This window comes from Pseudoalteromonas sp. P1-8 (genome assembly GCF_001399985.1).
Taxonomy (GTDB): domain Bacteria; phylum Pseudomonadota; class Gammaproteobacteria; order Enterobacterales; family Alteromonadaceae; genus Pseudoalteromonas.
The window spans coordinates 1-13,867 of the sequence record NZ_LJSO01000020.1; the positions used below are offsets into that span (position 1 = coordinate 1).

Here is a 13,867-nt window from a genome sequence, read left to right on the forward strand (position 1 = left end):
TGGCCGATTATACCAACGTTTACGTGCGGTTTTACGCGTTCAAACTTTTCTTTTGCCATGACGGAACCTATCAGTTTTGTGTATCTAGATTACATATGAAAATAATCCACCGAGGGTAGATTAATTTAATTTTTTCAAATTTCAAATAGTTTTTTCTGACAGATAAAGGAAGAAATTAAGATGAGTTCTCGATACTGGTGCTGATAGGCAGATTTGAACTGCCGACCTCACCCTTACCAAGGGTGCGCTCTACCAACTGAGCTATATCAGCAACACCAGAAGTCTGGAGCGGGCAGCGGGAATCGAACCCGCATCATCAGCTTGGAAGGCTGAGGTAATAGCCATTATACGATGCCCGCATAGGAACCTGTTCTTAAACTACCTCTAACCGTCAAGAATAAAGTGGTGGAGGGAGCTGGATTCGAACCAGCGAAGGCTGAGCCGTCAGATTTACAGTCTGATCCCTTTGGCCGCTCGGGAACCCCTCCACGAAAATTCTTTACTAAGTCACTTCCGGTAAAAGGAAAGTGGTGCCGACTATCCGAGTTGAACGGATGACCTACTGATTACAAGTCATAAGTCGGCACTGCTTTAGTACGGGGCGAGATTCTAAGGTAAGGTTTATTGTGATGCAACCATAAAATTAAAAAAAATGTGAATTTATGTGTTAAACGCTCACTATTCAGGCAAAAACCCGTATTTTTACTGCTTTATAGCTAATTCACGCCAATAATTCAGTCCTTTAAACACGAGCAAGCTGTCAAACTTAGCATCTATATATGTATCTGCTAACAATTTGCCATAACCACCAGCAAATAATAACTGACAACCCTGCTGGTTAAGATGTTGTTTTGCTTGCTCGATTGCACCAAGAGTAGCAACCATAGCGCCATTTTTTAGGCCATTTGGCGTATTACGCCCTAACTCAGTCGTAAATGGGGTTTGCTCATCATCAAACACGCGTTGCGTATTTTGGGTAAGTGATGAGGTCATTAAATCAAGGCCAGGTAAGATCCAGCCTCCTAGATGCGCGCCTTCTTTATTAAGCACATCAATTGTCGTTGCTGTACCGGCATCGATAATAATGCAGTTTTGCTCGGGATATTCTACATACGCAGCGATCACCGCGAGCCAGCGATCAATTCCTAGGTTTTGAAACTGCTGATAGGCACAAGTTAACGTAGCGAGTTTAGCTGTCACCTCTGCTTCAAAGTAAGGAACAGCATGTTGCTGCGCCTGTGCTAATAACGGTTTAAGTAGCTCTGTGCTACCTACGCAGGCATAGACCAGCTCTGTTATTTGTGACCAAGGTAAATTGCTGAGTTCACAGGTTTGGTAATCCTTGCCATCAAACAAAACGGCTTTAATTGCGGTATTACCAACATCCACTAATAGTTTCATAGCTCAGCCTTACGTAATGAAATTTCACCACCATAATAACTTTTCACTTCGCCATCTTGACGAATACGTACGCCACCTTGGTTATCAATCCCTTCACAAATACCACGCCAGCTACGATGACCCGTATTGAGCTCAACACACTCGCCAGCAAATGCATTTAATTGATTCCACTGTAGATACATATCGTTTAAACCTGATTGCTGATACTGGGCTAAGCGTTTTTCTAAATAAAAGCATAAATAGGCCACCAGCTTGTTTTTATCTAATCCCTGTACATGCTGGCTTAAATCAGTCCATGCCTGATCTATGTGTTGGCTAACACTTTCTGGCATATGTAAATTAATACCTATACCTATTACAAGCTGACAAGGCCCTTGTGGTTGGCCATCTAGTTCAACTAATACGCCCGCTAATTTTTCACGGTTTAAGTAGATATCGTTTGGCCACTTAAGCTCTACATCCAATTGATATAAGGCTTTAAGCGTATCGTAAACAGCAAGCCCAACAGCAATAGATACCCCCATAGCAGCTTGCAAACCATCATCCAAACGCCAAAAATAACTAAAGTATAAGTTTGCACCAAATGGAGATTGCCAAACGCGCCCACGGCGCCCTCTTCCTGCTTGCTGCATTTCTGCAACTAATACACTTCCAGATGGCAGTGATACTTCTGTTTGCAAACGGCGCATTAACTCACTGTTGGTTGAGTCAATAATAGGCTGCACTTCAACATCCGCGGTGCTGCCACCTAACTCATTATAATGCTGACCAATTTTATCTTTGTTCAGTAAGCCTGCACTATTATTTAGGCAATACCCTTTACCCGTAACCTTAAATATATCGAGCCCCATCTCCTGCAAAGAGTGAATATGTTTACCCACTGCTGCACGGCTAATACCGAGCTGCTCGCCCAATTGCTGACCAGAAATAAAACCACCGGTATTTAGAGCTTGTAAAATAGCGAGCTTATTTCCATCTGGTGCTTTCATGATGAAGCTCCCAATTCAATGTGGCATTCATGTTCGGCATTGATCAGGCGTACTTCGTGCTGTAAAGCAATCTGATATTTATGCCAAACCTGTTGTTGTACATGCTTTACCATGGCAATTAAGTCACCACCTGTACTATTACCGTGGTTTACTAGCACTAACGCTTGCTGCTGATGCACTTCAATACCTGCGACCTTAAAGCCTTTTAACCCGGCTTGCTCAATCAACCACCCCGCCGCAACTTTATGATGCTCAGCATCCACAAAGTAATGAGGTAGCTCTGGGTACTGTTTTAAAAGTAACGCAAGTTGCTCATTCCTGATCACTGGGTTTTTGAAAAAACTGCCTGCATTTGCAAGTTCACTGGGGTTTGGTAGTTTGCTGTTTCTGGTTGTGATGATTTGCTCAAATACCTGCTGTGGAGAGGGTTCTGAAAGCAGTTGCAATGGTCCATAACTAAGCACTGGCTGCCATTTCTTAGGTAACAGCAACCCTACTTGGGTGATCACCGCTTGATTTTTCAGTGCATGCTTGAAGATAGAGTCACGATACCCAAATTGGCATTCGCCTTTAGTTAAGCGCTTTATGGTTTTGGTGGCAATATCAAAGTAGTCGACATAACTCACAAACTTTTCAAGCTCTACACCGTAAGCACCTATATTTTGCACTGGTGCAGCACCAACAGTCCCAGGTATTAAAGCAAGGTTTTCAAGCCCAGGCATATCATTAGCAATAGTCATAGCAACTAATTGGTGCCAGTTTTCTCCGGCTGCAATGTGCAATAAAAAGCCATCGCTTTGCTGCTCGATATCTATGCCCTTCGTATTCATGTGGATCACAGAACCTTGGTAGTCAGATAAAAACACCGTATTACTGCCTTCACCTAAAATACAAAATGGCCCAGAAAAGTCTGTGCTTAAAAGCTGATTCACTTCATCAATTTGATAAAAATGCTGGCATTGGCTTGGCAAAGAAAAGGTATGAAAAGATTGCAGGGACTGAGCCACAAAACGCCTCAAAGGTTACCGGTAACTAATCGCATTAGTGTAACCTATCGTCGCAAAATACGCATTAGATTGTAAAAATCACTCAACCCACTGCACTAATCATGTTATAAAACGGGCTCTTTTTCATTTCCGTTCCAGGGTTATTATGAAGTTTAAACCATTACTTTTAAGTCTTGCTATGGCCGGTGCTTGCTCTCAAGCAACTGCAGATGCAATCAGCCAGCACACTTACGCAAACTTAGATGACGTAACAACCACTCACCTACTACTAGATTTAGATGTTGATTTTGATGACAAACAACTAGAAGGTTTTGTTGAGCACACGCTAGATTGGCACAATGCAACAAGCAAAACACTGGTGCTTGATACTCGCGATTTAGATATCGACAAAGTAATGTATCAAGATCAAAAAGGCAGCTGGCACAAAGCTGACTTCACCCTTGCTGCACGTGATGACGTGAAGGGCTCAAAATTAACAATTAAATTTAAAAGCCAAGCAGTTAAAGCACGTATTTACTACAACAGCCGCCCAGAAGCTTCAGGTTTACAGTGGTTAACGCCAGAGCAAACAGCCAGTAAATCACACCCATTTATGTACAGCCAATCACAAGCAATTCATGCTCGTAGTTGGATCCCAGTACAAGATACGCCAGCAATGCGTGTAACCTACTCGGCACGTATTCACACTCCTAAAGACATTCGTGCGGTGATGAGTGCTGATAACAAAGATGCACTTTATAAGGACGGCGATTACCTATTTAATATGCCACAACCAATTTCGCCATACTTAATCGCAATTGGTGCAGGTAATTTAGAATTCAAAGCCATGTCTAAACAAACGGGTATCTTTGCTGAGCCAACAATTTTAGATGCATCAGTTGCTGAGTTTAACGACACACAAGCGATGATCGATAAAACTAACGCGATGTATGGCGAATACGCATGGGGTCGTTATGACTTATTAATGCTACCGCCAAGCTTCCCATTTGGTGGCATGGAAAACCCACGTTTATCATTCATCACACCAACGGTTGTTGCTGGCGATAAAAGCTTAGTAAACCTAATTGCTCACGAGCTTGCTCACTCTTGGTCTGGTAACTTAGTAACCAATGCGACTTGGGAAGATTTATGGCTAAATGAAGGTTTCACGTCTTACGTTGAAAACCGCATTATGGAAGAAGTGTTTGGCCGTGACCGTGCCGTTATGGAGCAAGCGCTTGATGCTGCCGGCTTACGTGCATTACTTAAAACTCTACCAGCACCAGATACGCGTCTTAACTTAAAACTTAATGGCCGCGATCCTGATGATGCATTTAGCTCAGTGCCTTACACTAAAGGTCAGCTTTTCTTAATCTATCTAGAAAACAAATTTGGCCGTGATAAGTTTGACCCATTCGTAAAAGGTTACTTTGACCAATTTGCGTTTAAGTCTCTTACAACAGCGCAATTTGTTACTTACTTAAAAGCTAACTTGATCGACAAATACCCAGGCGTTGTGAGCATGGATAAAGTTAATGAGTGGATCTTTGAGCCTGGTTTACCAAGCGATGCTCCTAACCCAACGTCTGATGCCTTCGATAAAGTTGATGCTGTAACCAAAACATGGTTAAACGGTGAGCTCATTGCAGCCCAGTTACCAACAGCGGATTGGTCAGTTCACGAGTGGCTACACTTTTTGAATAACCTACCTCGCGATTTAAGCATCGAAAAAATGACTGAGCTTGATAATCAATTCAACCTAACACAGTCAACTAATGCGGAGCGTGCTTTCGCATGGTTTATGCTAGCGGTAGGTAATGGTTATCAACCAATTTACCCAGCGCTTGATGAACACCTATCAGGCATCGGTCGTCGTAAATTAATTGTGCCACTCTATAAAGCACTTATTAAAAACGGTAAAAAAGACTGGGCGCATGATGTGTACTTAAAAGCACGTCCGGGTTACCACCCACTTGCACAAGGTACTGTTGACGACTTATTTGCAAAGTAAGTCATCAAACACAAAAAAGGCGCTGCAATCAGCGCCTTTTTTAATTATTTTATTAGTTACTTACTTTTTGTAAGAACGCACGGCGCTCTTCAGGGCTTGCTTGTTGCCACCAAAACTCAAGCATCGCAGCCGCACTTGGCGTATTTTTCAAACCCGCTTGTCCGCCGGGTACTTTTGCAGGCAATGTGACAGGGATTGCAGTCGCAGGTTTGTTGCTTGTACTTGTAGCAGCAACTGGGGCACTGGCTACAGCTTGTACAGGCGCGCTAGCTGCACGATAGCTAACTATCGATAGCGGCACAGCAAGTTCACTGCCCTTGGCTTTTAAGCTTACTTGCGGTGATTCAGCAAACACTTCTGCCGCAACAGCATTACTGGCACGATTAAACACTAGGTCATAGTCTTTGCCACTCTCTACCGTAAGCTCAACCCAAAATGGCTCTGACTCAACAACTTGATGGTCATCATAACCTTGCTCGTAAAGATCGGTATATTTCATCTTCACTTGGTACGTACCAGGAGCAAGCTCAACATCGTCAACACGACTGAAAAACGACTGTTCAATTAGGCGCTCTCCAACTTGTAAGGGTACAAACTCTTCGGGAAAGTGAATAGTCTCAGCTACACTGCTGAAACTATTAAATAGCATTAACGCACTACTCAGTAATACTAACTTACGCATGTTCACTCCTTGGTTGTTCAACTTGCGGCAGTTTCAGTTTGACACTGCAAATAAAGTTTGTCATTAGTGGGCGGTCATTTAACCACATTTATAAGAGAGCTAAGTATGAGCCAAGAGACTATTTTTACAAAGATTATTAACCGAGAGATCCCAGCTGATATTGTTTATGAGGACGATCTATCTTTAGCTTTTAAAGATATTAACCCACAAGCCCCTTTTCATGTGCTGATCATCCCAAAAACGCCAATAGCGACGATTAATGATGTTACGGAAGAAAACTCAGCTTTAGTCGGTCACTTATATGTAGTTGCTGCAAAACTCGCTAAACAATTTGGCTTTAGTGAAGACGGATTTCGCGTCGTAATGAACTGTAATGACCACGGCGGACAAACTGTGTACCATATACACCTACACATGTTAGCAGGTAAAGAAATGGGCTGGCCTCCATATCAGGACAAGAAAAAAACAGCAACCTAATACTTTAACATGTAAACAAATGTAAAAAGTAGCACAAACATATTATTTTTGGCTATAATAAATATATATCAGTTAGTTAACATATTGCGATTAGTTAACTAACTGTAATTTTTGACACAAAACAGACACAAACTGTACTTTTCCTGCACAACTCTCAGAAATTTCTAATACGAAAGGGGTGGATTGCGTGATAGGATTTAACTGTCAACTTTATTCAAGAGTGTATATATATGAGTAGTTCAGCCTTTTTATTATTAGATCCAGAGCCAATTAACACTATTGGCATTAACGTATTAGAGCCATTGTTAAAAACACAAGGACTAGCAGTGACATCTGGTACTGATATCTCTGAAGTACCAGAAGGAACACGCTTGTTATTTATTGAAACGTCAAGCACAGATCCGTGGGGCAAGTTAAAAGAGCAGCTAGTTAATTTACGATTAAAATGCGATATCGTGCTGTTTAACCTAGATGAAAATCCTGAACTTGCAAACCGTGCTCTATTAAGTGGTATTCGTGGTGTGTTTTACACAACAGATAATGCAGATGTGTTAATGAAAGGCATTCGTTTATTACTTGAAGATCAACTATGGTATCGCCGCGACATCATGTGTAATGCATTAAATCGTATGTTGCAGTTCAATAAAGACGCACTCCACAAATTGACAGATGGTGACATCGAACCGGTTAAACTTACTAAACGTGAAAAAGCAATAATCTCACTAATGAGTAAAGGTTCGAAGAATAAAGAAATTGCTGAAGACTTAAGCATCAGCCCACATACAGTTAAAACTCACTTATATAGTGCATTTAGAAAAACTAAATGTCGTAACCGTATCGAGCTATTGTCTTGGGCACAGCAGAATATTCCAGACGAAATTCGCTAAACTAAACATCCTACAAGTTAAAACAGACGCAGCCGCGTCTGTTTTTGTTTCTGGTTGCTAAACACTGTAATTGACTTTATGCTCAAACTGATTGCAAAACACCGGAAATACAATGCTCGACTCAGCCACTTTATATTACGCCAGTGCTGCCATGATGGCAGTGATGACTCTTCTTAATTACCTTACATGGCGAACCAATAATAATACTCCGGGCACCTTACTCTATATTTTCTACCCTCTAGTGATGTTTGCATCGGTAATGAGTTTTGCATTGCATGGTCATATCAATAATATTGCCAGTATTGCTATCGCAAACACCCTACTCTTTAGTGCTTCCATTATTCATGTACTTGCGATTTGCCAATTTTTAAATGCCAAATGCGTTGGTTTTAAAACCTTTGTTGCGATAACGGTGGTGCTCGCGATTACCATGATTTACCTTGCCACTGATAGCGCAGAGTTACGTAGTCGAATTTTGGTTTCTGATCTTCAGCATATAGTTGAAGCTTTGTTTTTACTGGCATTATTTATTCGAAATGGCCGTAAAAGTTACCCTAATGGCAGTATTGTCTACATTTTAATTCTCAGCATTATTCTGGCTATATTTACAGGCCGAACCTTAATGATGGGAGATGTCACAACAGCAAGCTTATTGTCAGCGGATTGGTTTAGTATCACTTTATTTATTAATGGTGTTATTGCGCCGATGTTTTATGCAACTGGTATGGCACTATTATGTAATGAACGCCGCGAACAAAACCTCAATCAGTTAGCTGAAAAAGCTCATAAAGACTTAGAAATTCGTGGTTTATTCTTATCAACTATTAGCCATGAAATACGTACACCGTTAAATGGCATTTTGGGTAGTGCACAGCTAATCATGAACCAGTCGAGTGACCCACGTGACAAACCTTATTGCGAAGCAATAATTAACTCAGCTGAGTCGCTAAACTTACTGGTCGATAAAGTACTCGATTACGCTAGCCTTGATCAGCGTGATGAAGCGCTCTACGAAGAAGACGTCGAGTTTAAAACCTGGCTCAATAACCTGTGCCTTTTACTCAGCCCTTTAGCAGAGCAAAAACATTTAAAGTTTGAACTTATATACAACTTGCCCGATCAAGCATGTTATTACTGCGACCAACAAAAACTCAGACAAGTTATTATTAACTTAGTAGGTAATGCGATTAAGTTTACCGACCAAGGAGCCGTAAAAATCCAAGTAAAATTGCTCAATGAAGGGCAATTAGATCACCTTGTTCGCATTAGTGTTATTGACTCAGGACCTGGTATTGAAGATGAAGAAATTGCATACCTGACAGAACCTTATGTTCAAAGCAGCGCAGGCAAAGAGAAAGGTGGTACAGGCCTTGGCTTAGCAATCACCAGCCGCTTACTGGAAAAGTTAGGCAGCAAGCTCAATATTGAGAGTGAACTTAATAAAGGCAGTACTTTCAGCTTTGATATTCCACTTGCGATTGGCGAGCTTAGCCTTGTTGAACAGCGCCACCAATCAAAAGATTATGTTACTGGCCTAGACGTGTTATTAGTTGAAGACCTCGACTTAAACCAAAAAATTGCCATTGAATTTATGGCCGATGACGAGCACAAGATTAAGCTTGCAAAAGATGGTACTAGTGCCATTGAACTAATGCAAAAACATCACTTTGATGTGGTATTACTCGATATGAATTTGCCTGATTTAACAGGCCAAGAAGTGCTGAAAAAGCTAAAAAATATCGACCATTTAAACCAGCGAACCCCGGTGTTAGCATTTACCGCGAGCCTTAGCCCTGATGAAATAAAAGAATACTTAGCACTTGGTATCAAAGACATTGTTGGCAAACCCATTAAGCAACAAAAACTACGTCAAGCACTCAGTGACTCACAAAGTAATCAAGCAGCAAGCATTGCTGTTGAGCTGCGCGATACACTCTATGATGAAACAGCCGCAGCGACTCTTGTCAGCTCATTCAGTGAAGATGAAGTGTCATCGATTTACAACGAGTTTGTATTGTCAGCCAGAAACAAACTGATCCGCTGCCAACAGCTCGTCGAGGATGATAAAGAGCAGTGCATCAAGCTACTGCACCGCCAAGCCAGCACCGCTTTACAACTAGGCTTTAACCGCTATGGTTTAGAACTTAAGAAAATCGAGCGTAAACTGCTCGACAACAAGCCTTTAAAGGAATCACTAACCGACGCATTAGTCCTATGGCAAGAAAGCCTACAAGCCTACTTAAAGCATGTTAGAAGTGAGTTAGCATAGGAGCTCCTAGCTCCTAGCGAGACTAATCCCTATTAGCCTCAAGCAAGCGACATTTGTCATATGCGTAGAAATTCCCCTCTCTCGCATGTCTGAAAGCTCCGAACTCCCCAAATAAATTTGATCCAAATCAACTATTAAATCGCCTTATTTCGCATCAGGAAAATAGCTTGATCTGGATCATATCAGCCGCCCTCAAGCCAGCCTATGATTAACTCATAGACATTAGGAGGCACAACCATGAACGTATTCTTCAGAGATTTTTTTAGCGACCCAGTTTTATTTATGTCATTCGGCATTTTGGCAGTTGTTATCGTTTTATGCCTTTTCTATGTTGGTTTCTTTATTAAGAAAATACACGACGCAGAAGTTCCTAAGTAAGAATTAAGCACGACGCACAAAGCCCCTATCCAATTTATTGTTTAGGGGCTTTTTATTTGCAGCTAGCTAAAATCTTGTAGCGGTTCTCAAAAAGCAAAAACTTGCTACAATAGGCGCTTATTTTGTTTCGAAAGTGTCAGCTATGTTACCTGAGTTTAAGCCTGCGTGGTGGATGCGCAATCGCCATTTACAAACCATAATGCCGCGCTTTTTTCGCCCTTTTCATAATACCCGCTACGACTTATCGACAATCGATACTCCAGATGGCGACTTTTTAGAACTGGCTTGGGCAACACCTCATAACGAGCAAGCACCCCTCGCTATTGTATTGCATGGTTTAGAAGGCAATATAAACAGCTTTTATGCTAAAGGCATGATGAAAAAGCTTAAACAACAAGGCTTTGCTGTTGTATTGATGCATTTTCGAAACTGCTCGCGCGAAGTTAACCGTTTAGCACGTGCTTATCACAGCGGTGAAACAGAAGACCTGCGCTTTTTCATCAACCACCTGAAGAGCAAGTTTCCAAAACGCCCGTTATTTGCCGTGGGCTTTTCGTTAGGTGGTAATGTACTGGCAAAGTATTTAGGTGAGCAAGGTACTAAATCAAACTTAACTGGCGCAGTCGTTGTGTCTGCACCATTTGACTTGTCATCATCTTGCGAAGTTATTCGCAAAAGCTTAGGCAAGATTTATCAAAAGTATTTGCTCGACCGTATGAAAAAGTCGATGCAAAGAAAGCTGCCACAAATCGAACAGCAAATTAGCCTAACGCCAGAAAAACTTATGGCGATTGATGACTTATGGCAATTCGATAATATGCTCACGGCACCATTGCATGGCTTTGCCGGTGCTGAAGATTACTATCGGCAAGCGAGTGCAAAACCATTTTTAAAAAGCATTGCAACACCTACGCTGATTGTGCACGCCAAAGATGACCCGATGTTATCAATAAAAGCCGTGCCAGATAGCTTAGATGTGAGTGAACATGTTACGCTGCGCATCTCAGAACAAGGGGGCCATGTCGGATTTATTAGCGGTAAAAACCCTTTTAAGCCCGAATATTGGCTTGAACGAATTGTTCCTGAGTATTTTCAACAATTAGTTAAAAAAGAGCAGTTATGATCATTCCCCACGAACGCCTCGATAAAGAGACTCTGTATAATTTAATCGAAAGTTATGTTTTACGTGAAGGCACTGATTACGGCGAACAAGAATTTAGCATTGAAAGCAAAGTAGCGCAGGTTCATCAACAGCTTAAAAATGGTGAAGCCATGGTGTTTTTTTCTGAGTTACATGAGTCAGTTACGATTATATCTAAAGCTGAATTCGTTGCTCTACAAGCAGATCCAGAGTACCAAGCGTCGTTTAACGACTAAACTTGTAAGTTACACTGTAACCCTTCACAATGGCTTTTTAACTTAAAGAGCCATTAAAAAATGAAAAAACTAAGCTCACTGGTTGCCGCAGTTTCTTTGGCCTTAATTGGTCAAGCAAATGCAGATCAGGTTACTGCATCAGATAAAGCCATTAAACTGGCAAAAGACACTATTTTAATCGATACCCATATCGATGTGCCTTACCGTATTCATAACAAGTGGGCTGACGTAACCAAAGCTACAAGCGACGGTGACTTTGATTATCCGCGTGCTGTGCAAGGTGGTTTGAACGCTCCTTTCATGTCAATTTACATTCCTGCAAACCTAGAATTTGAAGGCAAAGGTAAAAGCTATCAATTAGCAAATCAGCTAATCGATTCTATGGAAGCGATTGTGCAACGCGCACCAAGTAAATTCGCTATTGCTGACTCAACTGCCGATATTAAAGAGCAATTTAAACAAGGCAAAATGTCGATTGCTATGGGCATGGAAAACGGCTCACCTATCGAAGGCGACATTAAAAACCTTAAGCATTTTTATGAGCGTGGCGTACGTTACATCACGCTAGCTCACTCACAGAGCAACCACATTTCTGATTCATCTTATGACATCCGTCGTAAGTGGAAAGGCCTTAGCCCATTCGGTAAAGAGCTAGTAAAAGAAATGAACAACATTGGTATGCTGGTTGATGTATCGCATATTTCTGATGATGCGTTTTACCAAGTGATGGAAATCTCGAAAGTACCCGTGATTGCTTCACACTCGTCACTGCGTAAATACACCCCTGGCTTTGAGCGTAATATGAATGACGACATGCTGTTAGCTCTTAAAAAGAATGGTGGTGTTATTCAAATTAACTTCGGTTCAAGCTTTGTTACAGCAAAAGCAGGCTCTTGGTACGATCAACTTAAATCAGCAAAGGCTGAAAAGAAAAAAGACGGTACTAAGCTAAGCAAAGATTTTGATGCTGCTTATCGCGCTAAAAACCCGTTTCCATTTGCAAGCTTAGAACAAGTACTTGATCACATTGACCATGTAGTTGAGCTAATTGGCATCGATTATGTGGGTATTGGCTCAGATTACGATGGTGTAGGCGACTCTCTACCTACTGGCTTAAAAGATGTATCTAGCTATCCTAACCTTGTGCAAGGTCTAATGGACCGTGGTTATAGTGATAAAGACATCAAAAAGATTTTAAGTGGCAATATGCTACGTGTATGGCAACAAGCTGAAGCATACGCAAAAGCCCATTAATCGACACAAACTCCATTTAAAAGCGCAGCTAACTAGCTGCGCTTTTTGTTTTTATCATTATAAGTAATTGATAATACAAATAGCTTGTTTTAATCTGCTGATATTACAAAGCAACTTGGATGATGTGATATGTCAACTTGGCAAGGGAATACTGCGCTGGCATTTGCAAGCATTGCACTTGGCTTATCAATTTATAGCTATACAAAAGTAAACTCGACTGACAAGCCTGTAGTTATTCAGCAAGCAAAACCTAACTTAAAAAAGTTAACCATTCCAGAGCAAGACAGAGAAAATCTAGTTGCCTTACATGGCTATATTTTAGATCTCGAAACACGCATTCACGAGCTTGAAAATCAAGCGCCAACAATTGATCCTGAGCGACTTGCCTCATTAGTTAAACAAGCAATGGAACAGCAAGAAAAAGAGCGACGAGTCGAAATTGAGAAAAGAAATCCAGCGCTTGGCTGGCTAAGTAATTTACCTGATGACTACCGCGAACGCATCAAAGCAGACCCACAATATGCCGACAGCTCAATAAATGAAGCTCTTGCCACCTTACTCAATTTGAGTAAGTCCGAAAATGAGCGCTTGGCAGCCTACGGGCAACTAAAAATGACCCTAAGCATGCTCAGACGCGACTTGGACGACAGCCAAGCAAATGCAGTAATCGATGCCATGATAAGCATTAGCGAATACACCAATGACCCTAAGATTCGTGTCAGTACTTTAGAGAATTTATCTCGCCAAAATAACGTATCGCCTAAGCTCGCTGAGCATTTTCAAAAGCTGTTACAAACTGACGATAATGATTATGTTCGCAATATTTCTGCCACAGCCCTCATTGGCCAATTTTTCCGTGCCACAAGAGACGGCAACAATAGTTATGCCAGTGATTTAGCAGAACGCATTACCGCTCTTGAAAATAGTAGCAATACAAAAGTTGCCGAAATCATGGCTGAAAATCTAAAAGGCCCACGGTTAAGAGAAGAGCTAGATAAAGCGTTGGGGAAATGATTGAAGGTGCTAGGTGCTAGGTGCTAGGTGCTAGGTGCTAGGTGCTAGGTAGGTGCTAGGACAAACTAAATCCTGTTTACTCTCAAGCAACTATTAGTTTTTGTAAACCGAAAGAAAACAACCCGCTCAATCTACTTAAAAC

At 41.4% G+C, this 13,867-nt stretch carries 13 protein-coding genes and 3 tRNA genes; 9 read left to right on the forward strand and 7 right to left on the reverse strand.

The window, feature by feature from the left end:
- Positions 1-195: 195 nt before the first annotated feature.
- From AN213_RS18885 to murB, 6 genes are all read right to left on the reverse strand, one after another.
- Positions 196-271 (reverse strand) — tRNA-Thr (locus AN213_RS18885).
- Positions 272-284: 13 nt separating this feature from the next.
- Positions 285-359 (reverse strand) — tRNA-Gly (locus AN213_RS18890).
- A gap of 44 nt (positions 360-403) precedes the next feature.
- Positions 404-488, reverse strand: a tRNA-Tyr gene (locus AN213_RS18895).
- Positions 489-702: 214 nt separating this feature from the next.
- The gene (locus AN213_RS18900) at positions 703-1,401 is read right to left on the reverse strand and encodes a type III pantothenate kinase (RefSeq protein WP_055021739.1); all 699 of its coding nucleotides are present in this window, start codon (positions 1,399-1,401) and stop codon (positions 703-705) included.
- Positions 1,398-2,390 (reverse strand): bifunctional biotin--[acetyl-CoA-carboxylase] ligase/biotin operon repressor BirA, encoded by a 993-nt coding sequence (gene birA, locus AN213_RS18905; protein ID WP_054563912.1) that lies wholly within the window; start codon positions 2,388-2,390, stop codon positions 1,398-1,400. Before birA ends, AN213_RS18900 begins: the two co-directional genes overlap by 4 nt.
- On the reverse strand, positions 2,387-3,397 hold the full coding sequence (murB, locus tag AN213_RS18910) for a UDP-N-acetylmuramate dehydrogenase (RefSeq protein WP_055021741.1): 1,011 nt from the start codon (positions 3,395-3,397) through the stop codon (positions 2,387-2,389). Before murB ends, birA begins: the two co-directional genes overlap by 4 nt.
- 145 nt (positions 3,398-3,542) lie before the next feature.
- On the opposite strand from murB, the gene AN213_RS18915 reads away from it, so the two are divergent.
- Positions 3,543-5,387 (forward strand): M1 family metallopeptidase, encoded by a 1,845-nt coding sequence (locus AN213_RS18915; protein ID WP_055199354.1) that lies wholly within the window; start codon positions 3,543-3,545, stop codon positions 5,385-5,387.
- Positions 5,388-5,439: 52 nt separating this feature from the next.
- Here AN213_RS18915 and AN213_RS18920 read toward each other — a convergent pair whose 3' ends face one another.
- On the reverse strand, positions 5,440-6,069 hold the full coding sequence (locus tag AN213_RS18920) for a DUF2057 domain-containing protein (protein ID WP_055199355.1): 630 nt from the start codon (positions 6,067-6,069) through the stop codon (positions 5,440-5,442).
- A 105-nt stretch (positions 6,070-6,174) separates the two neighbouring features.
- On the opposite strand from AN213_RS18920, the gene AN213_RS18925 reads away from it, so the two are divergent.
- From AN213_RS18925 to AN213_RS18955, 8 genes are all read left to right on the forward strand, one after another.
- Positions 6,175-6,546, forward strand: coding sequence for a histidine triad nucleotide-binding protein (locus tag AN213_RS18925; RefSeq protein ID WP_055199356.1), 372 nt, complete (start codon positions 6,175-6,177; stop codon positions 6,544-6,546).
- Positions 6,547-6,776: 230 nt separating this feature from the next.
- Positions 6,777-7,433 (forward strand): response regulator transcription factor, encoded by a 657-nt coding sequence (locus AN213_RS18930; protein ID WP_054563917.1) that lies wholly within the window; start codon positions 6,777-6,779, stop codon positions 7,431-7,433.
- Between the two features lie 112 nt (positions 7,434-7,545).
- Positions 7,546-9,702, forward strand: a complete 2,157-nt coding sequence (locus AN213_RS18935) for an ATP-binding protein (RefSeq protein WP_055199357.1) — start codon at positions 7,546-7,548, stop codon at positions 9,700-9,702.
- 237 nt (positions 9,703-9,939) lie between these two features.
- Positions 9,940-10,080 (forward strand): DUF3149 domain-containing protein, encoded by a 141-nt coding sequence (locus AN213_RS20205; protein ID WP_119852677.1) that lies wholly within the window; start codon positions 9,940-9,942, stop codon positions 10,078-10,080.
- 142 nt (positions 10,081-10,222) lie between these two features.
- Positions 10,223-11,203, forward strand: a complete 981-nt coding sequence (locus tag AN213_RS18940) for a hydrolase (RefSeq protein WP_055199358.1) — start codon at positions 10,223-10,225, stop codon at positions 11,201-11,203.
- The gene (locus AN213_RS18945; protein ID WP_054563920.1) at positions 11,200-11,457 is read left to right on the forward strand and encodes a YheU family protein; all 258 of its coding nucleotides are present in this window, start codon (positions 11,200-11,202) and stop codon (positions 11,455-11,457) included. Before AN213_RS18940 ends, AN213_RS18945 begins: the two co-directional genes overlap by 4 nt.
- A 60-nt stretch (positions 11,458-11,517) precedes the next feature.
- Positions 11,518-12,711: a dipeptidase gene (locus AN213_RS18950; RefSeq protein WP_054563921.1), complete on the forward strand. Its 1,194-nt coding sequence runs from the start codon at positions 11,518-11,520 to the stop codon at positions 12,709-12,711.
- 129 nt (positions 12,712-12,840) lie between these two features.
- Complete coding sequence (locus AN213_RS18955; protein WP_055199359.1) at positions 12,841-13,725, forward strand: hypothetical protein; 885 nt, start codon at positions 12,841-12,843, stop codon at positions 13,723-13,725.
- Positions 13,726-13,867: the final 142 nt, after the last annotated feature.

Bases quoted from the DNA above. Each gene is read 5' to 3' on its own strand.
- AN213_RS18935 (WP_055199357.1), top strand. From the start codon at position 7,546: ATGCTCGACTCAGCCACTTTATATTACGCCAGTGCTGCCATGATGGCA.
- AN213_RS18900 (WP_055021739.1), bottom strand. From the start codon at position 1,401: ATGAAACTATTAGTGGATGTTGGTAATACCGCAATTAAAGCCGTTTTG.
- AN213_RS18930 (WP_054563917.1), top strand. From the start codon at position 6,777: ATGAGTAGTTCAGCCTTTTTATTATTAGATCCAGAGCCAATTAACACT.
- AN213_RS18920 (WP_055199355.1), bottom strand. From the start codon at position 6,069: ATGCGTAAGTTAGTATTACTGAGTAGTGCGTTAATGCTATTTAATAGT.
- AN213_RS18915 (WP_055199354.1), top strand. From the start codon at position 3,543: ATGAAGTTTAAACCATTACTTTTAAGTCTTGCTATGGCCGGTGCTTGC.
- AN213_RS18950 (WP_054563921.1), top strand. From the start codon at position 11,518: ATGAAAAAACTAAGCTCACTGGTTGCCGCAGTTTCTTTGGCCTTAATT.
- AN213_RS18925 (WP_055199356.1), top strand. From the start codon at position 6,175: ATGAGCCAAGAGACTATTTTTACAAAGATTATTAACCGAGAGATCCCA.
- birA (WP_054563912.1), bottom strand. From the start codon at position 2,390: ATGAAAGCACCAGATGGAAATAAGCTCGCTATTTTACAAGCTCTAAAT.
- AN213_RS18945 (WP_054563920.1), top strand. From the start codon at position 11,200: ATGATCATTCCCCACGAACGCCTCGATAAAGAGACTCTGTATAATTTA.
- AN213_RS18955 (WP_055199359.1), top strand. From the start codon at position 12,841: ATGTCAACTTGGCAAGGGAATACTGCGCTGGCATTTGCAAGCATTGCA.
- AN213_RS18940 (WP_055199358.1), top strand. From the start codon at position 10,223: ATGTTACCTGAGTTTAAGCCTGCGTGGTGGATGCGCAATCGCCATTTA.
- AN213_RS20205 (WP_119852677.1), top strand. From the start codon at position 9,940: ATGAACGTATTCTTCAGAGATTTTTTTAGCGACCCAGTTTTATTTATG.